Origin of the sequence: Winogradskyella epiphytica, from assembly GCF_003217215.1 — a bacterium.
In the GTDB taxonomy this organism is placed as follows: domain Bacteria; phylum Bacteroidota; class Bacteroidia; order Flavobacteriales; family Flavobacteriaceae; genus Winogradskyella; species Winogradskyella epiphytica.
Genome location: NZ_QJTD01000001.1, coordinates 434342 through 460125 on the forward strand (window position 1 = coordinate 434342; position 25784 = coordinate 460125).

General features: G+C 34.0%; 23 protein-coding genes. 6 read left to right on the forward strand and 17 right to left on the reverse strand.

Going from position 1 to position 25784, the window contains the following annotated elements; all coding sequences use genetic code 11:
- Window positions 1-101 precede the first annotated feature (101 nt).
- Window positions 102-1496: a dipeptidase gene (locus DFQ11_RS01895; protein ID WP_110473916.1), complete on the forward strand. Its 1395-nt coding sequence runs from the start codon at window positions 102-104 to the stop codon at window positions 1494-1496.
- A gap of 2 nt (window positions 1497-1498) precedes the next feature.
- Here the strand turns inward: DFQ11_RS01895 and DFQ11_RS01900 are convergent, their stop codons facing one another.
- Window positions 1499-2890, reverse strand: coding sequence for a M28 family peptidase (locus DFQ11_RS01900; RefSeq protein ID WP_110473917.1), 1392 nt, complete (start codon window positions 2888-2890; stop codon window positions 1499-1501).
- A gap of 169 nt (window positions 2891-3059) precedes the next feature.
- Between DFQ11_RS01900 and DFQ11_RS01905 the strand changes: the two genes are divergently transcribed.
- Together DFQ11_RS01905 and DFQ11_RS01910 are read left to right on the forward strand one after the other, a co-directional pair.
- On the forward strand, window positions 3060-3371 hold the full coding sequence (locus tag DFQ11_RS01905; protein ID WP_308425316.1) for a BlaI/MecI/CopY family transcriptional regulator: 312 nt from the start codon (window positions 3060-3062) through the stop codon (window positions 3369-3371).
- Between the two features lie 107 nt (window positions 3372-3478).
- The gene (locus DFQ11_RS01910) at window positions 3479-3925 is read left to right on the forward strand and encodes a YybH family protein (protein WP_110473918.1); all 447 of its coding nucleotides are present in this window, start codon (window positions 3479-3481) and stop codon (window positions 3923-3925) included.
- Between the two features lie 92 nt (window positions 3926-4017).
- Here DFQ11_RS01910 and DFQ11_RS01915 read toward each other — a convergent pair whose 3' ends face one another.
- The 12 genes from DFQ11_RS01915 to DFQ11_RS01970 form a co-directional block, all read right to left on the reverse strand.
- Window positions 4018-4350, reverse strand: a complete 333-nt coding sequence (locus tag DFQ11_RS01915) for a hypothetical protein (protein WP_110473919.1) — start codon at window positions 4348-4350, stop codon at window positions 4018-4020.
- 286 nt (window positions 4351-4636) lie between these two features.
- Window positions 4637-5212: a PhnA domain-containing protein gene (locus DFQ11_RS01920; RefSeq protein ID WP_110473920.1), complete on the reverse strand. Its 576-nt coding sequence runs from the start codon at window positions 5210-5212 to the stop codon at window positions 4637-4639.
- A gap of 48 nt (window positions 5213-5260) precedes the next feature.
- Window positions 5261-5623, reverse strand: coding sequence for an MmcQ/YjbR family DNA-binding protein (locus tag DFQ11_RS01925; protein ID WP_110473921.1), 363 nt, complete (start codon window positions 5621-5623; stop codon window positions 5261-5263).
- A gap of 61 nt (window positions 5624-5684) precedes the next feature.
- A complete protein-coding gene (locus DFQ11_RS01930) occupies window positions 5685-6386 on the reverse strand; it encodes a hypothetical protein (protein WP_110473922.1) in 702 nt (233 codons plus the stop codon).
- 4 nt (window positions 6387-6390) lie between these two features.
- Window positions 6391-10206, reverse strand: a complete 3816-nt coding sequence (locus DFQ11_RS01935) for a DUF7619 domain-containing protein (RefSeq protein ID WP_110473923.1) — start codon at window positions 10204-10206, stop codon at window positions 6391-6393.
- A 10-nt stretch (window positions 10207-10216) separates the two neighbouring features.
- The gene (locus DFQ11_RS01940; protein WP_110473924.1) at window positions 10217-10774 is read right to left on the reverse strand and encodes a hypothetical protein; all 558 of its coding nucleotides are present in this window, start codon (window positions 10772-10774) and stop codon (window positions 10217-10219) included.
- An 11-nt stretch (window positions 10775-10785) separates the two neighbouring features.
- On the reverse strand, window positions 10786-13809 hold the full coding sequence (locus DFQ11_RS01945) for a T9SS type A sorting domain-containing protein (protein WP_110473925.1): 3024 nt from the start codon (window positions 13807-13809) through the stop codon (window positions 10786-10788).
- Between the two features lie 559 nt (window positions 13810-14368).
- Window positions 14369-14980, reverse strand: coding sequence for a DUF4230 domain-containing protein (locus DFQ11_RS01950; RefSeq protein ID WP_110473926.1), 612 nt, complete (start codon window positions 14978-14980; stop codon window positions 14369-14371).
- Window positions 14981-15119: 139 nt separating this feature from the next.
- On the reverse strand, window positions 15120-15869 hold the full coding sequence (locus DFQ11_RS01955) for a cyclase family protein (protein ID WP_110473927.1): 750 nt from the start codon (window positions 15867-15869) through the stop codon (window positions 15120-15122).
- A 90-nt stretch (window positions 15870-15959) separates the two neighbouring features.
- Window positions 15960-17135 carry a radical SAM family heme chaperone HemW gene (gene hemW / locus DFQ11_RS01960; protein ID WP_229791243.1) on the reverse strand — a complete coding sequence of 392 codons (1176 nt, stop codon included), beginning with the start codon at window positions 17133-17135 and terminating at the stop codon, window positions 15960-15962.
- A gap of 126 nt (window positions 17136-17261) precedes the next feature.
- On the reverse strand, window positions 17262-17816 hold the full coding sequence (gene ruvC, locus DFQ11_RS01965) for a crossover junction endodeoxyribonuclease RuvC (protein WP_110473929.1): 555 nt from the start codon (window positions 17814-17816) through the stop codon (window positions 17262-17264).
- Between the two features lies 1 nt (window position 17817).
- On the reverse strand, window positions 17818-18459 hold the full coding sequence (locus DFQ11_RS01970; RefSeq protein ID WP_110473930.1) for an outer membrane beta-barrel protein: 642 nt from the start codon (window positions 18457-18459) through the stop codon (window positions 17818-17820).
- 27 nt (window positions 18460-18486) lie between these two features.
- Between DFQ11_RS01970 and DFQ11_RS01975 the strand changes: the two genes are divergently transcribed.
- Both DFQ11_RS01975 and DFQ11_RS01980 read left to right on the forward strand, forming a co-directional pair.
- Window positions 18487-19455, forward strand: a complete 969-nt coding sequence (locus tag DFQ11_RS01975; RefSeq protein WP_110473931.1) for a lysylphosphatidylglycerol synthase domain-containing protein — start codon at window positions 18487-18489, stop codon at window positions 19453-19455.
- A complete protein-coding gene (locus DFQ11_RS01980) occupies window positions 19455-20606 on the forward strand; it encodes a glycosyltransferase family 2 protein (RefSeq protein ID WP_110473932.1) in 1152 nt (383 codons plus the stop codon). The genes DFQ11_RS01975 and DFQ11_RS01980 overlap by 1 nt, the downstream gene beginning before the upstream one ends.
- A gap of 51 nt (window positions 20607-20657) precedes the next feature.
- On the opposite strand, the gene DFQ11_RS01985 is transcribed toward DFQ11_RS01980, so the two are convergent.
- The 4 genes from DFQ11_RS01985 to DFQ11_RS02000 form a co-directional block, all read right to left on the reverse strand.
- On the reverse strand, window positions 20658-21134 hold the full coding sequence (locus tag DFQ11_RS01985) for a hypothetical protein (RefSeq protein ID WP_110473933.1): 477 nt from the start codon (window positions 21132-21134) through the stop codon (window positions 20658-20660).
- 140 nt (window positions 21135-21274) lie between these two features.
- On the reverse strand, window positions 21275-22405 hold the full coding sequence (locus DFQ11_RS01990) for a tetratricopeptide repeat protein (RefSeq protein WP_110473934.1): 1131 nt from the start codon (window positions 22403-22405) through the stop codon (window positions 21275-21277).
- Between the two features lie 11 nt (window positions 22406-22416).
- Window positions 22417-24630 (reverse strand): M56 family metallopeptidase, encoded by a 2214-nt coding sequence (locus DFQ11_RS01995; protein ID WP_110473935.1) that lies wholly within the window; start codon window positions 24628-24630, stop codon window positions 22417-22419.
- Between the two features lie 36 nt (window positions 24631-24666).
- Window positions 24667-25029 (reverse strand): BlaI/MecI/CopY family transcriptional regulator, encoded by a 363-nt coding sequence (locus DFQ11_RS02000; protein WP_110473936.1) that lies wholly within the window; start codon window positions 25027-25029, stop codon window positions 24667-24669.
- Between the two features lie 124 nt (window positions 25030-25153).
- Here DFQ11_RS02000 and DFQ11_RS02005 point away from each other — a divergent pair, with 124 nt between their 5' ends.
- Window positions 25154-25651 (forward strand): DUF456 domain-containing protein, encoded by a 498-nt coding sequence (locus DFQ11_RS02005; RefSeq protein WP_110473937.1) that lies wholly within the window; start codon window positions 25154-25156, stop codon window positions 25649-25651.
- Window positions 25652-25784: the final 133 nt, after the last annotated feature.

The window sequence follows — 25784 nt, forward strand, 5'->3', positions numbered from 1 at the left end:
TTGGACCCTACGTCGTCTTTCTAAATAAAACCTTAAAGTTGAATAATGACTAATTTATTCCTCTTATAATTCCTATTTTTGTTAGAAACCCAATTACAATTATGCAATCGATACAATCTTATATCAACGACAACAAAGATCGTTTTCTAGACGAACTTATCGAATTATTAAAAATCCCATCTATTAGTGCAGACTCGGCCTATAAAAAAGATGTTTTAAAAACTGCAGATGCGATTAAAATTAGCCTTGAAAAAGCAGGTTGTGACTTAGTCGAAATATGCGAAACGGAAGGTTATCCTATTGTTTATGGTGAAAAGATCATAGACAAAAACTTGCCAACTGTTTTAGTATACGGACACTACGACGTACAACCGCCAGATCCTTTAGATTTATGGAATTCACCTCCTTTTGAACCTGTAATTAAGAAAACAGAGAAACACCCTGAAGGTGCAATTTTTGCTAGAGGTGCCTGTGACGATAAAGGTCAAATGTATATGCATGTAAAAGCTTTAGAATACATGACTAAGAATAATGAGTTGCCATGTAATGTGAAATTCATGATTGAAGGTGAAGAGGAAGTTGGTAGTGTGAACCTTGGAAAATTCGTAGCCGCAAACAGAGAAAAATTAGAGAATGATGTGATTCTTATCTCAGATACCGGAATGATCGCTAAAGATGTACCATCGATAACTACGGGGCTTCGAGGTTTAAGTTATGTAGAAGTAGAAGTGACAGGTCCTAATCGTGATTTACACTCTGGTCTTTACGGTGGCGCTGTTGCTAACCCTATTAACGTTTTAACAAAAATGATTGCTTCTCTTCATGATGAAAACAATCATATTACCATTCCAGGATTCTACGACAAAGTTGAAAATCTTTCTGACGCTGAACGTGCTGAAATGGCAAAGGCTCCTTTTTCATTAGAAGAATATAAAAAATCTTTAGATATAGATGCCGTTTATGGCGAAGCGGGATACACCACTAACGAACGCAACTCCATTAGACCAACCTTAGATGTTAATGGTATTTGGGGAGGCTATACTGGTGAAGGTGCAAAAACCGTGATTGCGAGTAAAGCTTATGCTAAAATATCTATGCGTTTAGTACCTCATCAAGAATGGGAAGAAATCACTGAATTATTTCAAAAGCATTTTGAAAGTTTAGCGCCTGCAGGTGTACGTGTTAAGGTAAATCCACATCATGGCGGACAAGGCTACGTAACGCCTATAGATAGTATTGGTTACCAAGCCGCGTCTAAAGCTTATGAGCAAACGTTTGGCAAAACTCCAATTCCACAACGCAGTGGAGGAAGTATTCCTATTGTCTCGCTTTTTGAACAAGAGTTAAAAAGTAAAACTATTTTAATGGGCTTCGGCTTGGATAGTGATGCGATTCACTCACCAAATGAACATTTCGGTGTGTGGAATTACCTCAAAGGAATTGAAACTATTCCATGGTTTTACAAACATTTTACAGAACTAAAAGTAAATGGTTAAGATTATTCCTTAACCATTTTAAACGTAGACGATTTTAAATTTGATGAGATACTGACGAAATAGATGCCTGCAGATTGATCGTTCAAATTAACTTCAATACGTTGTTTATTCGAATTTAAAGAATGAAGAGCTTTTCCTGAAATATCCTTTATGGTAATTCTAAGCTCTTCATTTTTTTTGTTATAAATCTTTATTATCGAAGTCGTTGGATTTGGATAAACACCTAATTCTTCAGAAGTAAACTCACTAATAGACATGGTTGAAAACGCAACACAAGGACTCATTTCTGAGCACGAACTGTTACTCACCTCAACCGCATAATTCCCATCTGCTGAAGGTGTAAAAGCTCGGTTCGTTTCGCCTTCAATTAGGGTGTTAGTATCGCAATGATACCATTGATAACTTGCTCCTGTTTCATTGGAAACTAACTGATTTGACGTTTGCTCTACAGTGTTATCTAAGGCCATCAAACCAGATTTAGTAGACACATAGGCCGTTACTAATTTAGTAAGCTCTGTCATATACTGAAAGTCTAAATCACCTACCCTATCATCGGCTGTATGGTAATTTGGTGTTTGGTCGTCCGTAGACCAAGACTCTCCAATTAAAACCGCAGAGTAATCTTCTGCCCAAAATTTTGCATGATCACTTGCCAATGTTCCTGGATTAACCACGGTTACATTCAAATCGAAATCATAGCTATTTAAAATGTCTAATAAATCATCTTTTATAGCTATTGAATTCGCAATATTCCTTACATCGATATCAAAGTCATTATCACCATCTGTTCCAGGAGCATCACCATCAAACCCAATCATATCCATGTTTATCACACCTAATATATTATCCCTCTCTCTTCCATTACTTTCATCGGCAGCCCCTTGTGCATAAAATTGCGAGCCTAGAAGTCCAATTTCCTCTTCATCCCAAAGCGCATAAATAATAGTAGTATTCGTGCATTGCTGAGATAGAATTCGGGCAATTTCTAGTACTGCTGAAACGCCTGTAGCATTATCATCTGCGCAATAATCGGTTACAGAATCGTAATGAGCACAAATCATATAAATAGCATCTGGATTCGTTTTACCTAACTGAGTTGCAATAATATTTTTTCCTGTTTCATTAAATTCTTGAACGGCAACGCTAAGATTTGGAAATGATGAAAGTCGCTCTTCGATATAATTGGCTGCGAGATCATTGTTGGTATGTACACGGCTGGTAATCGTTTGAGAAACGCCATTGATTATCGTAGCCTGCTCACCAGAAAGTTCTGACACATATAATTCTAAATTCGCAGAACTCACCTGATCCATGAGATCTTGAATAGATTGTGAATGCGAAAAATTACAATAAATAAGAATGAATAAAACTAAATAAAACTGCCTAGTTTGCATGGGTATGGGATGTTATTAAACCTTAACAAATATAGGCATTTAGAAACTTTATGAATTTTAAATTTTGATAATCCTTCTTTATACTTTACATCTGTAGAACACATTCTAAACATGTAGAACAATGCAATTGACTAAAACAGAAGAAGATTTGATGAATCATCTTTGAAAATTGGAAAAAGGCTTTATGAAAGACCTTCTTGAAGCTTATCCAGATCCAAAACCTGCTCCCACCACGGCGGCAACATTATTAAAACTTATGCATGATAAGCAGTTTATAAGTTACAAACTTTATGGTAAGTCGAGAGAGTATTTTCCATTGGTAAAAAAGAAAGACTATTTCTGCAAGCATGTAAACGGTTTATTTAAGAGTGTTTTCAACGACATCACCACTCAATTTGCATCGTTTTTCTCGAAGGAATCCAATCTTACAAAAAAAAAATTGGAAGATTTAAAAGCACAAACTCTACCAATACCAACATAATAAAGCAACAGAACTTATGCAGTTTCAAGCTGACGCATTTTTTAATCATCAAAAAAATGTGCTTTAAAAATTAGTCCCTATATTTAAGTTCCATCAAAATTCATAAAATGAAACTTATCTATATCTGCCTAGTCGCACTTACATTTTCTTGTACGTCAAATTTTGAAAACCAACATGAACCATCAGAAACGGATGCCGTGACAGCCATTAAAAAAATTATGGCCAATCAGGAAATTGCGTGGAACAATCATGATCTAGAAGGTTTTATGCAAGGATACTGGAAAAGTGACTCTCTTAAATTTTATGGAAGTAAAGGCTTAACTTTAGGTTGGGACCAAACCTTAGCTAATTACAAAAAAAGCTATCCAACCTCAGCGGAGACGGGCACTCTAAAGTTCGTTATTAATGACGTTTCAAAAATTGAAGGACACCATTATTGGGTCATGGGCGAATATCACCTAGAACGAGAAATCGGCAATGCCAACGGCGTGTTTATCATTATTTTTAAAAAGATTGACGGCGAGTGGAAAATAATCGCAGATATGTCTTGTTGAGATAATAAAAGAAGTATTTCCAAAACATCTTTATAGTATTAAATATGTTTTGGAAACACTCTAATTATAAAATAACTAAGAATTTTTTGAGTTCAAGCAGCTACAATATTTTTCTTACCTAATTTCTTACTTTTAGGTGTAGTCACTTGATTTGATTCTTCAGATTTAAAATGCTGATACAGTTCTTTACAGCCTAAGCCTATGATTGAAAATCGTTTGGACTTTTCAATAGATTCATTGTGTAATCTTGCTAAGCACATCACACCCGCTCTATCTATGCTCTTTACCTGTTCAATATCCAGCAGAACATTATCCATCTTGTCAAAAATGTTTTCGAAATGCGAGTTAAAAGTTTTTAAATTTAATTTGTTTAAAGATCCTTTTATCTGAAAACGGTTGTTGTAGTTGGTAATTTCTAAATCCATAATACATAAAATTAAAAGCGTTCATACTAACTTAGGGCTATTAATCAGAAAATATTATGCTATTAATTAACTCGGGGGTGAGTACAATATCGGAATTAAACCTCTGTCTTTAATATTAATTCGACAAAGCGTGAATTTGAGTAGATTAGCTGCTTATAACTGGATATTATTTCGTTAAACTACACTAAACTAGACCATTAAACTGTAAGAAAAAACAAAGCTTGACCCCTTCAGGAATCAAGCTTTGCTATTGTTAGTTATAAAATAAAAACGTTTTTCGGGTAAATTATATTTTCTTTACATATTGTGTTATTATCACAATTTGCTGACCATCAACTCTACCTTCAATATATTCAGCATTTTCATGATCTAGTCTAATATTTCTTACAGCCGTTCCTTGCTTCGCTACCATACTAGAACCTTTAACTTTTAAATCCTTGATTAAGACTACCGAATCACCTTGCTCTAAAACAACACCATTAACATCTCGGTGAACCAACTTCTCACTTTCATCTACGCCATCTCCTGATGCTTTGGCTAATTCTAAGGTATCATCTTCCATATACATCATTCCCAATAAGTCAACGGTCCAGTCGGCCTTAATTCTATTAAGCATTCTCCAAGCCATAATTTTTACAGCCTCGTGCTCACTCCACATAGAATCATTTAGACACCTCCAATGATTTTCGTCAATCTTTTCGGCATCATTCATTTGTTCTATACAAGTTTTACAAGCATATAAAACTGTTTGTAATCCGTTTTCCTTAATATCTGGAACTGCATATTCTGCAAGATGTTCTTCATTTCCACAAAGCTCACATTTAGAGCCACTGCGCTTTTGTAATTCTCTTTCTAATGACATAATTTGGTAATTAAGCTACAAATATAATCCATAATAATCTTGAAGCAATTATTTTAATGATTCTCTCATTTTTATGGTCATTCCCTTAACTACCATGTCATAAGAATGGTCTATTAATTTAAATAAAAATTGGGCTTGTACTTCTCCTTCATGAATATTAATTGTGTTCCAATGCTTTTTACTCATATGGTAACCGGCAACTATACTTTCATATTCCGCTCTTAGTTCTTGAGCATAATCGGGATCACATTTTAAATTGATACTAGGTAATCCCGTTTCCCATCCTTTTAGTGAGGTTAAGGCAAATAACTTCCCTAAAACCTTAAAGGTCAAGGTAACGTCATCAAACGGAAAATCCTCCGAACTGCCTTTTTTACTTAGGCAATATTCACGTACTTGTTCTATATTCATAAATAAACAGGTTCAATTTTAGAATTTGAACCTGTTTAAAATTACTGAATTTTATGGCCTCCTAAAAATACTTTCCAATCCATTTACAATTTGGAATGCCTTCTACATTGGATACCGAGACTTTATCTGGAAAAGAAGCCTTGACATTTGGGTCGGTTTTAAAAATGCTTTCAATTTTATATTCTATAAAGTTAAAGCCTGCTTTTAAGTCTAAATTATAGTTGAATATAATTTCTGTATCATCTTCATCTAGCAATTGTGTTTGGATACAGCCCCCTTTAAATTGAACAGGAGAATCTACATAAACCAATTCATAATAAGACCCTAGAATTGGCTCCATATATGCTGAATCTTCTATCCAAGGCACCATTTTTTCATCAAAAACTGCAAAAACAACTCCTACATAGCGGTTATCTTTAGTCCAAAGTGATATGGCACCAGTATCAAAGGAAGCAATTGTAGTTATATTTGAATCTATTTCTGAACTGTTGTCGCAAACATCAAAAAGCGTATACGCTACATCCGAAATAAACGTTTCTTTAGCTTCCTTTGATAGTTCTGGAAGTGCTTTTGGAAAATCAAAATTAATGTCACCAGATTTTGACATTGTTCCAATTTTTATAGGATGATCCATGCCAAAAGGAATAACCATTACATTAACGTCTAAGTTGCCAAATTGGTAGTTTTCAATTTTTGGATGTGTTTGGGATTGCGCATAAGTGATTACTAAAATGCTAATAATAAATATGAGTGACTTTTTCATGAGTTTAGTTTTTAATGAATTTTACAGATTGAGAATTTCCGTTTTGAGCGGTAACCGTTAAAATGTAGATTCCTATTTTTAAATCTGACACATCCAACAAATGATTCGTTTTATAGTTGGTATTGGGTTGCACGACTTGACCCAATAAATTAGCAATGCTAACTTTAAACGGAAGTGCTTCGCTTAATTTCACATTGACCATATCATTTACAGGGTTTGGCCATAATTTTACGTTCTGATTATCCCTATCAAATTGATTGATACTTAGTACGACCTCAACATATTTGTTCTGAGTTAAATTGGTGATAATCGGTGGATTCTGGTCAAAATAAATGGCTGCTCTATTTTCCATAATATCATTAACTACAACATCGTCCTTGGCTTTTATCATGTATTTTAAATACCCTTGACTTGCCAATTCATCATTTACTGTATAGTCTAAATAGATATCATTAAAGTTAAATTTTACAATATTTTCATCATTAGATTTAATGGTTTCAATAGATAATGGATGAGAGCTTTCTAATAGGGTCAAAGAATATTTATCAAATTTCTGGTCTAAAGAATCCACAATAAAAACATCTTTAGCAGAGAAATTACCTTCATTTTGAAACCTAATAGTATAGGTCAACCATTTTTCATTCAAAGGAATTTCATTTAAGACCTCTGGCACTCCTGGATTTACCAATTTATCATTAGGATCGTAAGAAGAACGAATTGGTGTATTATAAGGACCGTCTGAATAAACATCTTCTCTTTCCTCGTATGGTGGCTCTTCATAAATTTCTTCTGGTGTTTTGTATGGACCGCCCAAATCTGGAAAACCTTGTTCTGCATCTTGATGTCTTGGAATGAGTTCCACTACTGTTTGCTCTGGCAAACCATCTCCATAATCATTACTTGCCGTTTGTTTTACTCCATAACTAATCACAGACCCATTGCTGGCTGGTGTAAACAAGTCGGTTTTAACCTCAAGAATATATGTATCCAATGGACTGATCTGTGGTAACGAAAATGATACTTTAGTTGTATCTGCCACAGTAGTTATAATTGGTGTTAAAGACATTACAGAAGACGTATAAGTACTTGGTTTCACATTGGTCTTCCATTTATGGCTTCTTGGTTCTATTGTGAGTTTATCAATAAGATGAAAGGGCTGTAATGGTTGCAGTCTTGTTACTTTTACGTCTGGAATAGCTGGTAATGTATTGTTAGTGCCTTCTTCTTCATTAAAAAACACATAATCAAAATCAACATTATTAAAGGTTTTAGTATAAGACAAATTCCCAATGGCTGTAGTAAACGTGTTTTCAAAATTGGCACGTGTAAAAGCCCAAGCTCCTTGTTTTGCAGAAGATTTTATCACTAAGGATTCTATGTTTTTAGGTTGTAACTGAATATCGGTAACGTTTGTATTGGCATTTAAATCCGAGACATTTACAATCCGTTGGCGTTCTGGTGCCACTACATAGGGACTTAATACAGGAAGGGTTATCTCATAAGTTCCTAAACCTTCAAAATAGGGGAAGTAATAGCTTCCATCAGATTTTGAGTACAATTCATAAATCGCACCACTACTTGTTTTTAGGGTTAGTTTTTGATTAGGGTAGCCTTCACCTGTATCAAATTGGTTGTTTTCATTGATATCTACATACACATTACCTGTGATACCATAAGTTACGCCTTCGTTTAAAAATTGAGGTGCTGTATTATCTGTTGTTATTTTCATCCATTTTTTAGACGTATGAGACCAAAATGCACCATTGGCATCAATCGACAATGTTTTTGGTCTGTAAAATGAATTGAATGGAATGAGTCCTGAGCCACCTTCAACTTGAATAGAAGAAAATATTGGTGTTGCTGATTCTGGATTTTCAATACTTAAAAGTCGTGTGGAATCATTTGTTAACAACCAAATCTTTCCGTTCGTATCTGAAACGCCAGCGACGACATTATATAATTCCGAAAAGTCACTTGCACCAATACTTGTCAATGTTGTTCCGTCAAACAAAAAGATACCTCCTCCACAAATAACAGCAACATTGCCATTTGGTAATGAAATTAATTCTTTGATACCTCCTAAGTTAGTTGTACTGGGATAGGTTGTTGTGGTTTGCGTAGTAGTATCAAATTTTTTAAATTCTAGACCACTTCCAACATTTTTAGCGAAAAAGGCATTTCCGTTGATATCTGGCGTAAAATCGTACCAGTTACTATATCCAGTCTCGTCTAAATTGAAGGTTTGTATCAACTGATTATGTTTATATACGAAAATTTTTCTGGCAGAATTGCTAAACATCCAAATCTGATCTTTGTATCTATGGTATTGGGTGATACTACTAGATCCATGACTTGGTAAGTTTGCCACATAGGGCATATATACTTTTTTTAGTGTTTGGTAATTAATTACAGGATTGCCATCTACGTCTAAAATGAAAGAATTTGTACCTCCCAAATTAAATTGTTTTTTAAAATCATCTGTAATAGACATATGGCTGAGAATACCTCCATCATAAAAGTTATAAAACCAAACACCCTCTGTATCTGGATACGCAAAGTAATATCTGCGCAACATTTTGTCTGAGAGATTATTAGGCTCATCATCTGTAATACCACTCCAAACGCCATTATCGTTTACAATGGCTTCGTAATTTATATCTGATGATGATGACGAATTGGCCGTAACCATGATGTAAATCTTGCCGTTGAATCTATAGACTTCGCCTGGTGAATAGGTCATATTAAAACCTAATTCTCTAATATCTTCCATAGATCTAACGGTCCAAACAGGATTAGTCTCATCAGGTTCTAATTCAACAAATCCCGATAGATTGCTTGCTGTTGCCCAAACCGATCCATTAGCATCAATGTCTAAATTATTAAAGCTATAGTTTGTTGTTGCCGTTTTTGCCAATTGAAACGGAATAATGGTTTCAGATGCTATATTGAATTTATAGATGGCACTATCATTATTATTCCTATTGGCCAACCAAAGGTTTCCGTTACCATCATTAACAACATCTTGTATGTTGTTGACATATTCAGATGAATCTGTGAAATAAGAGCCTTCTAAAGCAATCGTATCTTTATTTAGTTTATATAAACCTGTTGAAGTCCCAAAATAAAGAGCTTCATTGGCAACTATTAATTTACTTTCGCTATTTTCTCCTGTGACAGCGGCAGGAAGCCCTCCTAAATAACTCAACGTACTGTTTTCATATTTATAAATTTTATAACCTGAATTCCCTCCAAATTGCGCCACGACATAAGTAACATCATTAGTTTCATCATAAGCAAAAGAATGTGTATAATTTCCATTACTACCACCTGTGTCTGTTGCATACGACAAGGTATTATATATGCTTGTGGCTAAATCTAAATAATGTAAGCCCCAATTACTGCCATGGTAAAAAAACATATAGCCTTGACTATTCACTATGGCCTTTCGCATTTGTGGAGAATTTCCATTTAAGTTAGTTCTCGGTGCTGTAAATTCTGGTATGTTATTCCAAGTACCATCGGTTTTTCGAATAGAAATACCGGCTTCTGTTATGAACACTTCATCTGTATTATAGTAATTAGGAGCCATTTGTTTAATTGCCCTATAACTAAGGCCATAACTAGCTTCCACAACACCCAAGTTATTCCTACTATCACAAAACGATATTTTTCCCTGAGCCTCAGGTATCGTGTTGCCACATTGGTTGGGATAATAGGTCACCTTTGTACCTACGAGATAGGTTTCCACTTTTTGCACTTGAGCTTCTAAAGCAGGTATTAAAAGGCACAAGGCTATGCTGAATAGTAATTTTGTTTTCATAATGTTATTTTTAATAGCTGTCTAATTTTTTTAAATCCTCATCCTTTATATAAGACCAAAGTTTATCTGGTTGTTCTGTACCCTCTAAAACCAGGCTAAAGCGTTGCTTATATATAAACCGAATTTCATTACGGTTTTCCTCTGGCTGTAAAAATGCTATGGTTTTGTAACCATCACGTTCTTTATAAATATATTCTGTGTTTCCTTCCCCTTTATTCTGGTATTTATAGGATCTTTCGAAATCTTCAACTACTGATGAGCCTTTCTTATTCCCATCTTCTAAACTGTATTCGATATTATTCTTCATATCCTCGCCTTTCAAATAAAATGCACTCGTGATTTTACGAGATAGCAATGTGGATTCAGACACTTCTATGAGTTTATAATCTCCAAGTTCTATAGGAAAAAAATCATTGAACGGTTGTTGGGTTTTAGAGCTGTCCAATACGTTGTTTTGCGATTTCTGCTCTTTTTCTAAAGTAGCACCCAAGCTATCACCTTCTTTCCTATTGGACTGAAAAGCAGCCATTAACACAAAAATGGATAGCATAATTAAATAGGTTTTCATAGTTAGCGTTTTTAATTTTTAATAAATTTGATAGTTTGATTATCGCCTTCTTCTGAAGTAATATTTAAAAAATAAAGGCCTTTTGATAGGCTTGAAATTTCTAATTCTGTTGCGTCGTTATTATTTTTTTTAATTAAAACTATTTGACCTAAAGTGTTTACCAATTTTAAATCATAGCTCCTTGAAGATGGAGCTTGAACAAATAACTTGTTAAAAACTGGGTTTGGATATAAATTAAATGTACGTTTTAACACTTGCTCAATAGACAGTGTAGAGTCTGTTGAGACTCCAAACTCTGAAGTGTTGCCGTTGGCATCAGTTGCCGTTGCTACTATGGTAAGATAATCATCAACGTTATATCCAGTAGGTAGGTTTAAGATAACGGTCTTGTCCCCTGGTTCAGAATAGCTGTCTGCCTCAATGAAAAATTTCCCCTGACCATTAGCTGCTCCAAAAAACTCAATCACCATAGGATAAGCTGAATTAACTATTGAACTAGGCACCGAATACGTCACTTCTAAAGCATCGTCGCCTAAATTTACAATTACAGATATTTCAGGTGTATTCTGCAGATTATTAACTCCAGAATCCGCATCATCGACATCATTTTCAGTTGTACCCACCAAATCAATTCCTAAGACTGAATTACTAAATATACTATTCTCTGAAATGGTGACTTGGGTTGGAATTCCTAAAGCAGGATTTAACTCAACTCCTTTTTGGTTATTTGCAATCGTGTTTTTTGTGATGGCATTACCTGTATTAGCTCCTGTTACCGATATACCTTGTAAACCATTCCCAAGATTAGTGGTTCCGTCAGCTCCAATACCTATGTTATTATAACCTATGGTATTGCTATTGGATGCCATAACCACACTGATAGCGGTTAGATTATGACTTCCAAAAACATTAGCTTCATTTGGGCTACTTCCACCAATTATATTGTTGCTACTGTTATTTAACATAAGGCCAACACCGAGATTTTCGACATCCGAATTACCATCTGGTAAAGTGCCTACTTTATTATTGTAGAAATGTATATTATCCGCTCCAATAAAATTTACGTTTTTGGCTTGTTGCGAAACGGTTCCGTTTCCGGAAATGGTATTTTCTGATACTTGTGTATTGGGTGAAGAACCATTAAATACTAAACCTTCGTTCCCATTTTTAATAATGCCATCGCCTTCAGGATTTAGGCCTATATAATTATTTTTAATGCTATGTGATTCGCCAGAAACAAACATACCGATATCGCTATTACCCGAAATTATATTTCTTTCTAATGCACTTGCACCTCCAATTGTAGTGTAGGTTGATGCAGCCATTAACCTAACACCTGTTACATTTGGTATTGCTGCATCTCCTAAAGCATTTAAACCTATATAATTATTTTGAATTGAGATTGACGTCCCCCAAATACTAATACCGTTGCCACTATTACCGGAAATAATATTTCTATCAAGTGGATCAGTACCTCCAATACTAATATTTACTGATGTAGGTGCCAACCAAATTCCGGTGGTGTTTGGCAATGCTGCAGTACCTGAGGCATCTAAACCAATATAATTTCCTTTTACTGTGCATCCGCTCGAATTATTCTCTTCGAAATATATTCCTGCTGTATTACCAGATATCACATTTCTAGAACCTGCTACTTGGCCACCAATACTATTATTACCGTCTTCTATATTAATACCAATATTATTAGGAACTGCTGCCGAACCTAGAGCATTTGTTCCAATATAGTTCCCTAGAATCTGATTGTTCTTCCCGAATCTTATACCTATACCTATAGTGTTTCCTGAAATAACATTTTTAGAATTTGTAGTTGTTCCGCCGATGATATTGTTATTGTTTTCTCCAGTAAGCATCATAATACCCGCGGAATTTGGCATTGCTACATTTCCTGTAACATCAACACCAATATAATTTCCCTTTATACTATTGGAAACTACAGGACTAGCTGTGCTTCCTTGAAGATAAATACCGTATTGTCCATTTCCTGATATAAGATTTCCTTCGCCTTCATTATCAGTTCCTATGTTATTATTGTTTGCCCCAAACAGCACTAAAACCCCTCCTCTAACATTAGGTATAGCTTGTGTTCCTGTGATATCAGTACCTATATAATTTCCTATGACTGAATTGCCATAAGATTCTGAACCTACAATAGCCACTCCAGTTCCCACTGTACTCTCTACTGATGAAAAAGCGCCTGATATTATATTTCGAGCGCCCTCCGAATTTCCACCCAAAACATTGTTTGGTGCATCTATTAATTGAACATTAAATCGATTACCTCTGTTTAAAGTCCCCGTAGCATCAGTACCTATTAAATTGCCTTGAATGAGATTATTCGTTGCCTCAGAATTAGTGCTTGTCCCACTGAAGGTAAGTCCACCTGCAGTATTTCCCGAAATAACATTGCCCTGATTAGGCAAATCGCCTCCTATTATATTACCTCCTGAATTATTAAAATATAAGCCGCCACCCGTATTTGAATTCACCGTTGTTCCATCTGGTTTTATTCCTATATAATTGGATTGAAAAATATGGTTTCCAGTATTTGAAAAAACACCGAAACCAAGGCTGAACGGACTCACTTCCAAACGTTTGAACCCACCAATACTTAATCCGTAAATTTCCGACCCACCAGAATTACCAATGAGTTGTAAACCGTTGTGGTTACCGGTTAAATTAGAACCGTCTATTTCGATTATTGGTGAGTTTATATAATCCAATTGTGTTCTACCATCTATAATAATAGGTTGCTGAATAGGAGTCATTACATCAGTTACCGATATAACAAATGGTGCGTTGCCAGAAATATCGAATTCGATAATATCTTTATCGCCAGTTTTATTAGCATTTTGAATGGCAGCACGCAATGTACAGTTGCCTTGTGCGTCTGCACATACAGAATCATTTAAATTAATATCTGGCAGATCTGCAGGACTATTAACCGTAAAGGTTGTTTGTGAATGCATTCTAGTAATAAATGCAAAAATCACAATAAAGAGTAGTTGTGTTTTCATGATAATAGTTTTAGTTAATGAATGAATTTTATATTGGTGTATATGCAAAAAGATTGTAAAACAAGAATTACTCACTTACAACAGAATTTACTTCTGCTTCATCTCATTCATCAATCCATATAACCCTGTACAACAACTGTTTAAGCAAAGCTATTTTGAAAACATGTAATAGGATATGAGATATGTAACAATTGATAGAAGAGTTGTAACATTAATAATAAAAAGAAGGTTATCTGTATTTATTTGATCACTCTAAAGAAGATAAAGAGTAATTATACTTTTTTACAACATATAAAATGACGAAGAGTTCTTTATCATAAAATTGATAATTCGCTATGATACAACTTCCTGCCTTTTAAAGTTTAAAAAACTATTAAAGACAATTGAATTCAATCTTAAATTGAGTAAAAATAAATCTAGTAGATATAGGTTTGGAATTTAATGTGAACTTAGAAAGATCTAAACATTCATTAATGTGGTAAGAGCACTATTGCACAGTCTTATAACTAAGAATGAAGGACTTCAATATTTCACGATTTGAATAGCTCTGAATTATAGATTACTTCATCAATTTCTTATCCTCTTTTTCTTCAATTTTTAAGGCAGAATAATCTAAAGTCCAACCGATAGTTTGAACAATGTTTTCTATAAGTAGAATGGCTTCTAAAGCCTCTTGTTTAGCTATATTGTACAAGCCACTTTCTGGGACTTTTTCTAAAATATGAGCTCTAGCTTTGGTGTTTAAATCTGTTAAATCGGTTGCTGCAAACCTATTAAACATTCCGTCGCGCTTATCGTAATAGTTAATATTACTTTCTATAGACAACACTTCTGGCTCTGGAAAATGCGTCAATACAACCGTTTTAGTTTTAGTGTTCGATGACATTTGGACTTTACTCAAATCGAAGCCCACATGTGCTTTGGCGTTAATAATCACTAATGCTTTTTTCCGACTTGATATGAGTTTTAAGAATTTCGCTTTTACATCTTCGTAGTGATAGATTTCCGCAAAATCACCTTCAACCGTTACGAATTTACAAACGCGTTTTATTTTATCTAAAAGTATAATTGACTGCTCATTAGCAATTTTCTTCGTCTTCCAATGTTCATAGAGAATCACTAAACCTATAGTGAATAAAACGCTAATGATGATTATAAAAAATGTTTCCATATTCCTTTTATATCTTCAAGGTACTGAAACCTTAGGGGATATTTTGAATTAACTATTGTTTTAATTGGACACGATTCCCCTAATCATAGTCACATTAATTAGCTTAACAGCAAGCAAAACTTAGTGACACACGACTTGTTTAGTCCATAATTTTATACAAAATCGGTTTACTTGGCGTCGCATCATTTTCAAAAGGTGCAATTTGAAGATTTAGCATATACTTACCATCCTCTACATCGTTAGGCACAAAAATAAATTCTGTTATTGTCGCATCTAATCGCAACTTTCCACTTGTATTCCAAAACGCATTATGTGCCAACAACAAACCGTCATCGTTCTCCTTATCTACACTCGGAAGGTCGATTAACAGATGTTTTATACCTTTATTTTTAAGAAATATCGCTGCATCTTCCATCAAATAAGTAGGGTTGGTATGAGAATATTGCTTCGTTAGTTTAGAACGTGTATTAGGAATAGTTCTAATTACAATAGCTTCGCGCTTTTTATTGCCCAATGTAAATTGTAACTGTTTTTTGGAAATCACATAATCATCACCAACTTTTTCTGGAGCAACAGTAACCACTTCCGCTAAAAAGAAAAACTGCTTTAAATGCTCATTAATCGAATACACTTTTTCTGTGATGTGTCCTACAGTTTCCGTATGCGTGCCATGGGAGTGCGGATTGAATGTAATAGTATTAAAATTCACCACAGCACCATTAGCAACAGTGATAATCTCACCATCAATGACTTCTGGTTCTATTTTTGGCGGCTCTAAATACCAAGCATTAACGTTAGTAGGATTCCCTCTTAATGGAATTGAAATATCTAAAGGTTGAGTTAAATCAATTTTTAATTTTCTCGAATTGTATTGTATTGTTGCTATCATTTATGCTGAATTTATTTCAGTAATTTTTTAATTTAATTAGTTATAGACCTGATCTGGAACCCTCTAAATCTCTTAGAATAGTTTAAATAGTTAATCGTTTAAACGAAATAGTTCGCTAGCAATTCCATCACACAAAAATTGTCCTTTTTTAGTGACTCGTAAATGCTCATCTTTAATATACAATAATTGTTGATTTATAAAAACCTGAGCTTGATCAATTAAATAATCTTTAAAATCTTTACTATAATCCGTCTCAACTTTCGCTATGGAAACACCCCATTGGGTTCTTAAACCAGTCATTATATATTCATTATAACGATCTACTTCGGTCAAGGTTTCTATTTCTATTGGCAATTCATTCTGCTCAATAGATTTTATATACATCGAATTATTTTTAACATTCCATCCACGTTGTTTTCCATTAAAGGAATGCGCTGATGGCCCAATGCCTAAATAGGTCTTTCCTTGCCAGTATGCCGAATTGTTTTTGCTAAAATAACCGTCTTTGGCAAAATTAGAAAGTTCGTAATGAATAAATCCTGAAGCTTCTAATCTATCTTTTAATATATGAAACTGATCATGAGCCTGTTCATCATCTACATCATCGATTAATCCTTTTTTAATAAAAGACGCTAAGGCTGTTTTAGGCTCAACAGTTAAGGCATAACTTGAAATATGTGGTACACCAAAACTTAGAGCAGTTTCAATATTTTCTAACCATTGTTCATTCGTCGCATTCGGAATTCCGTAAATTAAATCTAAAGAAATATTATCGAAATGTTTTGTCGCTTCTACCAAACAAGCTTTTGCTTCTTCCGCATTATGAGCTCTATTCATCAGTTTTAAATCCGCTTCAAAAAAAGATTGAATCCCTATTGAAAGTCTATTAATCCCAATACTTCTATAAGATTCAAAAATGGTCTTCGGCTTGACTTCGGCTTCACCTACTGAAACGGCATCACCGGCTTTTGAGGCCTCAATCAAATCATCAGGATTGGCTTCAAGAGTGATTTCCGGGTGTTCTGAAACTTTATAATTCTTATATACGGCATCAATCAGGAATTGCAATTCATCAATAGTGAGTAACGACGGCGTTCCTCCTCCAAAATAAATGGTGTGCACCGTCGTATGATTGAATTCATCTTTCCGAAGTTCTAACTCTTTTGCTAATGCATTAACGAGTTCTCCTTTTTTCTTCATAGAGGTTGAAAAATGAAAATCGCAATAATGACACGCTTGTTTGCAGAATGGTATATGAATGTAGATGCCGCTCATTTTAGGGTTTCGTTGATCGTTGGTTGTGCTTTAAAAATTGATATGGACTGACTCCATATGAATAGTAAACCATTGATTTTTAGTTAGTGTTTCAATCTGAGTATTGAGACGGAACAGTTATTTCTTAACGCGTCCTTCATTCTGTTTTACAAAAGCGGCCCAACCAGAGTAGCTCTTTCCAACCTCAACTCTTCCTTCATTATAAAAATGACAGACAGCTGCTGCCAAACCATCCATGGAGTCTAAGTTTTTGGGTAATTCTTTTAAGCCCAACATGCTTTGAAGCATTTTCGCCACTTGCTCTTTACTCGCATTTCCGTTTCCAGTTATGGCCATTTTTATCTTCTTAGGAGCGTACTCTGTAATAGGAACTTCTCGGGATAAACCTGCAGCCATAGCAACGCCTTGTGCTCTTCCTAGCTTCAACATACTTTGAACATTCTTCCCAAAGAAAGGAGCTTCAATAGCAATTTCATCAGGATGATAGGTGTCGATTAGCTCAACTGTACGTTCAAAAATGAGTTTCAACTTTAGATAATGATCATCGTACTTTTTTAGCATCAGCTCATTAAGTTGCAAAAACTCCATTTTTTTGCCTACAATTTTTATGAGTCCAAAACCCATAATGGTTGTCCCAGGATCAATACCTAAAATAATTTTTTCTTTACTCATCTTATTTGTAGCAATATCGACAAAGACCTACCGAAATCGCCACACCAAAGGTAAGGTTAAATACACTGCCATTGAAAGCGCCAAGTCCACTTAAAGCAGGATTGTAATCATCTAGAGATGTAAAACCATAAATATAAGACGCATCTGTAAATATGGCTACTTTATCACTTAGGGCATAATTGAATTCAATTCCTACATTGGCATTAAGATAACTTTGCTTGTTATCTCCTAAATTCCCTAATGGTTTTACAATAGAATAACCAGGACCTGCATGAACAACAGTTCTCAAAAAAGGCGGAAAAAAGCCTAATAGATCGGTTGGATCAAATAAAGCCTGAATATTAATTCGTGAATAATTTATCTTAAACTCTGGTGTATCTTCATCATTGGTAAATCGGTTAAAACCATAATCTACTTTAACACCAAGTTCTCTCGTTATAAAATGTTGTAACCCAAGATTTATAGTTGGGAAGTTAATGGATTTCGCATAAGAACCATTTACAAAGCCATTAGATTCTGGGGAGTTTACTCCCACAGAGAACACCGCTCGCCATCGATCTGTATCTCTTAATTGAGCTTGACTACTGAAGGTTATAAATACGAAAATAAAAAAGAAAAGGTATTGTTTTAAATAGTGCTGCATCTGTCAGTTTTTGATTTAATTTGTAGTATGCCTTTGGATGTAACATACAAATCTAAACAATTCTTATTTGTACTTATAAAGATAAGTATTGTTGTTTGTGCTTTTTATTTTATTTACGCCAAAATTGCTAAAAACGACACTTTAAAAGTTAGCAGTTTTCTATCGTTTTTAAACCAAAACGATGCATTTTCTCCTAAACTCATTCTTATTTTACTTCTTCTAAGCATTTTTAACTGGTATTTCGAAATATTAAAATGGCAACACTTGGTCAAGACCATAATGCCAATTTCTTTTGTTTCTGCTTTAGAACAAAGTCTAGGAAGTTTAACCGCTTCATTGATAACGCCAAATCGGATTGGAGATTATGGCGCTAAAGCCATTTATTTCAGAAAAGGATTTAGAACTAAAATTGTATTATTAAATCTCCTCGGCAATTTAGCACAAATGAGTATCACCCTAATTTTTGGGGTTATAGGCTTATTATTACTTATACAACGTTATGCTCTTGATGTTAATTTTTCAAAGCTTATTCTATTGTTTGTAACTCTAATAGCCATAGGGTTTATAACTTGGCTAGCAACTAAACATAGGCTCATTAATATAAAGGGACAAACACTTTCAACCGTTATTGACTTTGTTAAACACATTCCTTTAAAAAGACATGGCTTAATTCTTCTGCTTTCTCTTTTACGCTATGCGATATTTTCATTTCAATTCTATTTTTTATTGGGATTATTTGGTGTAAACATGTCGTATTTTGAAGCTATGATTATTATATCAAGCATGTATCTCCTAGCTTCTATTGTGCCGAGCATTTCACTTTTTGATGTGGTTGTAAAAGGTAGTGTCGCTGTGTTTTTATTTAGCTATGTCGAAGTGAATGAACTTGTCATCTTATCTATCACAACACTGATGTGGTTATTTAATTTTGTAATTCCGAGTCTATTCGGAAGTTATTTTGTACTTAATTTCAAACTACCTAAAGCCGTAGCCTAATGTTAAGTATCTTCATTATTGTAACAATCAGTGCTTATGCTATACTCATTGGACTTTTTATTTATGGATTTGATAAGGTAGAAGATTTTAAAGTCCAAGCAGTTTCTCCTAAAACGAAGTTTTCAATTATTATCCCATTTCGGAATGAGGCTGAAAACCTCCCTGATTTATTAGATTCAATTGGTCAGTTGAATTACCCTAAAGATTTATTTGAAGTGCTACTGGTTGATGATGAGTCGGAAGACAATTCAGTTTCAATAATTCAGGACTTTATTGACACATCTCATTTTAAACAAAATGGCAATCAATTCAACACATTTAGCATTATTAAAAATAATCGCAAAACAGATTCACCCAAAAAAGATGCGATTAGCTCGGCTATACGTCATTCAAAATTCGATTGGATAATAACCACAGATGCCGACTGTATTTTACCTAAAAACTGGCTAATAACTTTTGATGCATTTATTCAAAAAAAAGATACTAATTGTATTGTAGCTCCTGTTTCTTACCATGGAAGTTCTTCATTTTTGGATCGATTTCAAACCTTGGATTTTTTAAGTTTGCAAGGTGCTACCATGGGAGGATTTGGCATTAAAAAACCTTTTATGTGTAATGGTGCTAACTTTGCCTATCGTAAAGCTTTATTTATTTCCGTTCATGGTTTTGAAGGTAACAATACTATTGCGAGTGGGGATGATCTTTTTCTTCTTGAGAAATTCATAGAATTGGACTCAAATAAGGTTCACTATTTAAAATCTGAAGAATCCATTGTAACAACGCGTCCTGCTTCAAGTTTTAAGCACCTCATTCAACAGCGATTACGTTGGGCTTCAAAAACGAGCAACTATAAGGATTGGTTTGCAAAACTAGTCGGTGTAGTGGTCTTATTTGGAAATTTAGTTTGTTTAGGATTAATTCCTGCAGTGTACTTTAATCTCATAGGACTAAAAATAGCCTTAGTTGTAATTTTAATTAAAGTGATTGTCGACTTTTTATTATTATATAAATCGTCACATATTTTCAAACAAGAGAAACTATTGAGCTCTTATTTATTCTCGGCTATTCTTTATCCTTTTTTTAGCGTAAGTATCGCTTTTCTTTCTTTTTTCACCTCTTACCAATGGAAAGGCAGGAAGTTTAAAAAATAATTATTTGAAGCTCTGCAGTGCTTCGTATTAGGTATAGAAAAAGCTGAGAGCTTAGTTTATTTTAACGATTACAGGTAATTCAAAGGCCGTAGTGACTTGCTGCCCTCTTTTGATGGCTGGATAAATCTTAGGAAGCTGATTTAAACTTTGATGAAGTAAACTATCAATCTCAGGAATTTCACGTACTGTTTCTGGTTTGATTTTAATAGATTGCACTTCTAATAATCCGGTTGTATTAATTTGAATTTTTAAGCTAATCGTATCATTAACATCGTTAGAAACTACAAAATTTTGTGCTTTTAAATAGTCATTTACATTGGCTATCAAAGTATTTTGAAAACAAGCTTGCAGGTCTTCCTTGGTCGTCATAGAGTCACAATTACTAAAGGTTGGATAAGTATCCACTTCGTTCCAATTAAAGGTTTGCAACTCTTCCTTGAGCAAATCTTCAGGATAAACTTTCTTTTTTTCAAAATAATCGCATGAGCTTGCGAGAAGTAAGATTAAAAGACAAACAATTCGATTCATTACTAGAGTTCTGATACCGAAAAGTACGAATATTTTATCTAAGAAAGACAAAAGACTATCTACTGAAATAAATTCAGCATAATTTAAGTTTAGATTAAAAAAACCAAGACGATGCTATAGGTCTGATTCACCTTATATATTTAATGTTCTTCTAAGAACTTTTCTTGATTCAACTCTTTGAGACGTCCTTGAGCGAATTTAATAAACTTACTTTTTGGGTGCTTAGCCATAAACTGCTCATACATCTTAATTTTAGAATCTACGTCTGCATAAAACTCATCCTTAGTTCTGAGAATAAAAAACTCAGACATAATATTTGACGGATCTTCTTTTAGGGATTTCTGAAAAGCTTTAATAGCCATTTCGTATTTCTTCTGACGATTTAAGATTGTGCCCAATTTCTGGTATTCATCGGATAGGGATTGGTCTTGAAGCTTTAATGCCTTGGAAATATACTCCTCTGCCATTTCAAAATTACTAAGCCGTTCATAATACGTCCCAATCACATAAATGGCATTAGCATCGTTAGGACTAAACCTTAAGGCCTGTTTTCTGTGGTAAATAGCATCGTCGTAATCTAAATTTTGAGCATAGCTCAAACTCAATTTTTCGTGAATAAACTCGGATTCTTCTCCTAGCTCCAACAACTTTTTAAACCAAACCACGGCATGTGTATAATATTCTTGATAATAATATGCTTGTGCTTTTAGGCTTATGAGCTCTACATTAGTTTCATAACTTTCTAATCCTCTATCTATAAAAGCATGGGCATCTAAAAAGTTACGTTTCACAAGATGGTGTTTTGCTATTTTAAATATGGCTTTTTGGTGAGTGCCATCCAAATTATATGTTTTTAAGAATTGATCTATTGCAGTAGTGTCCTTCTGTTTTTCCAAAACTACACCCAACTCGTAATAATAATTTGGGTTTAAACTATCTAAGGATATCAAGTTTTTTAACAATCGACTGGCTTGCTTATGATTTTTTGTTTTCGACAAAAGCTTTGCGAATTCATAATTTATTAAAAGGTTATCTGCATTAGCTTTTACGGCTTTTTCATAATTATTTAAAGCTTCTCCATAGTTTCCTATAGCAACATAAGCCTTTGCAATATCGTGATAAACATCATCTAAATTATCAAGGGACTCATAGGCTTCAATGGCTTGAGTATACTTACCATTAACAAAGAAGTTATTTCCAATTTCCTTTATGCTTTGAGCATTTAATCCCAAGCTAAAAACCAAACCTATTAATCCTAGATGTAATTTCATATGCAACTTAATTACTCTTTCTTAGCCCCTACAGTTTCAAACACAATTGGTAGAGAATAAGCCACATCTACCACGTTTCCATTATGTTTTCCAGGTGTCAGTTGAGGCAATAGTTTTATTACGCGTATGGCCTCTTCCTCCAGTTTTGGATGTGGACCCCTAGCCTTAATATTGGTGACCTGTCCTTCTTTACTTATCGTAAATTGAACAAAAATTCGTTTTTTTCCTGCTGGCAGACCTAATGAATTGGCTAAATCAGTATTAAAATTTTTTCCAACCTGTTTATTAATTGCAGAAGTTGTACACTGTTTTTGATCAGACTTATTTGAAATTCCTGTGCACTCTGGATGTATTGGAATTTCTTCTACTTGACTGAATGGCACCTTATCATCTTCTTGTTTTAATGTATCATCATCACCTTTCACCTCAAAAGCAATAGGAATAGAAAAGGGCATTATCACAGTCTCACCACTTTGCTTACCTGGGACAAACTGAGGTAATGTACCTACCACCCGTTTTGCTTCTTGCTCTAGTTCTACACTTGGCCCTCTAGCTTTAATATCTATGACATTACCATCTGTATCAATTTTAAATTGAACAAATATTCGCTTTTTACCTGGACTTAAACTATCCGCAACACTTGTATTAAAGTTTTTTCCAATGTGTTTGTTTATAACCATATTCATACATTTTTTCCGCTCCTGATTGGTAGGCAAATCTTGACACTCTGGTAAGGTGGCAACTTCTTCTATTACTGAGAATGGGAATTCTATGGTTTCTTCAATTTCAGTTATTTTAACGGAATGATCTGGCGAATTAATTATAACTCTAGATGAACTATCACAAACCACTAACATTTTAAAATTATTATCGGTTTCAAGTTGTTTCATCAATGCATTATATCGTTTTTGTTCTGTTTCTGTTTTATTTCCAAAATTTTCAACATAAAGTTTTAATATTCCATCTTGTGTGCTTTTTTCCCAAAGTTGTTTTGCTTCTTTGGTGTTTTTAAAAGCCTTAAATTCTTTGTATGTTTTAAATTTATCCATTCGCATAAGATCTGCCGTAGCAAAATCTGCTTGGGTTAATGTGCCGTTTTTAGTTTTACTTTTAATAATACCATCTGAAATATATTGCATATAAGCTTTTGATTTCAAGAATTCTGATCTAGATGGTAAATATTTTAGTAAGATGTCTTTATTTATACCTGCTGCATCTGCAATTTCGAAAAAACTAGATCCATTTTTTTTCATCGCAACAAACTCTTCGTAATATTTCTTAACAAGTTCGGCATCCGTCAACTCTTGGTCAACAACAGTTTCTTGTGTTTCAAACTTTTGCTGTGCTCTAACTTCCGTAGAGGTGTATATCAACATCGCAAAAACCATCGGAATTAATAGGCCATATTTAATGAGATTAAACTGTTTCGATTTCGTTTTTTGTAACATAACTATTCGTTTTTTGATTAATGATTGCTTAAAAAAAGTATTAGTAAAAGAGACCTGATTAACGTCTAATACTTGATTGAGTAAACTCGTGTAATACTCTGCTTTTCCGCTTTGTTTCACCGCTTTAGCATCGGCGATGAATTCATGTAGTTCTTTAATTCTATTTTGATAGATATAGACGAGTGGATTAAACCAAAAGACAATTCTAAGTAATTCAAAAAATAGTAAGTCTAATGTGTGATATTCTTTAATATGAACTAACTCATGTTGAAAAATGGTTGGTGTTTCGGTTTTAGGGATTTTCTCTCCTAAGAATATGGTGTTAAAAAATGAAAAGGCCGCACTACTTTTTAATAATTTTACAATGAGCACATTCCCATGCCAGCGTTTCGGGTTTCTATGTTTTAACCAATACAGTTTTGTGATTTTTATCAAAAAGATGAGTGAAGCAATTGCGATACCCATAATCGCAACGATTTGCCATATTGGCATTGAAGGTTGCTCTAAGACTATTCCAGCCTGTTCTGCAATCTGAATATCGTAAACTGTTGGCGACTTAGTTCCAATAAATACTTCGGGTAGATGAATCACCACATCTTTTGTGGCTATAGTTTTTAATTTTGGGAATTTTAAAAAAGGTAACACCAACGCAAGAACAGATGTGATAATTAAATAGGCTCTATTGCAATTAAAGAAGGTTTCACGTTTTAAAAACAAATCGTAAACCAATAAAAACAAGGCTTGAAATGCGATAATTTGAAGAATAGAGTACAACATAAGATTCTTATTTGTTGATGTTATTATTATATAGCGCTACGATTTTTCTTTATTAATTTCATCTAATAGTACTTCAATGTCTTTCACATCAATATCATTTTTTTGAACAAAAAAGGATACCATACTTTTAAAAGAGCCTTGAAAATAATTATCCACCAACTTATTAATAGATTGGTTACTGTAGGCTTCCTTTTCGACGATTGGAAAATACAGATGGCTCTTTCCCTGCTTTTCATAATCCACAAAACCTTTACTTTCTAAAATCCGCACGATAGTAGATACCGTATTGTAGGCTGGTTTAGGTTCTGGCAATTCTTCAATAATCGCTTTTACGTTGGCTCTTTTTAGCTGCCACAAGGTTTGCATGATTTCCTCTTCCGCTTTTGTTAATTGTTTCATGATTAAATATTCAGTATTCGATATTCAAATATAACTAAATTTTTAGTTCAAACTAAGTTTTTAGTTGTAAAAATGTAACATTGCTTTGCCTTTTGCGTCTAATTACTGAAAGAAATAAGTAAATATGGAAATAGTTTTAGTGCTCCTTGCCCTAGTTTTAATGATTTTAGGCGTGTTAGGAAGTTTTTTACCGGTTTTACCCGGACCACTTACTAGTTGGGTAGGACTTTTAGTTTTACATCTGACTGAAGGTGTTGAAATGAGTCAGACCTTTTTAATTGTCACACTTATAGTTGCCGGAGTTATTTACGTCCTTGACTATATTATCCCTGCTATTGGAACCAAAAAATATGGTGGCAGTAAAGCTGGCATGATTGGAACCACTTTAGGCTTAATAATTGGCTTACTCTCGCCTATTCCATTCGGAATTATTATAGGACCTTTCGTTGGCGCCTTAATTGGTGAAATGATGAGTAGAAATGATTTGGATAAAGCCTTAAAAGCAGCCTTTGGTTCATTCTTAGGATTTATAGCTTCAACCTTTTTGAAATTTATAGTAGCTGTAGTGTATTTAGGATTCTTTATTGTAGAACTATCCGGTCATAATGCGAATTGGTACTAATGACAGAAAAGAAAAAACCCAGTCTTTAGGTAAAGACTAGGTTTAATTTTCTTGCTATTAACTCAACAATTACTTAACGAGGGATTAATTAATTAACTAATGTTGACTTCTGTAAATATAGTATACATAATTC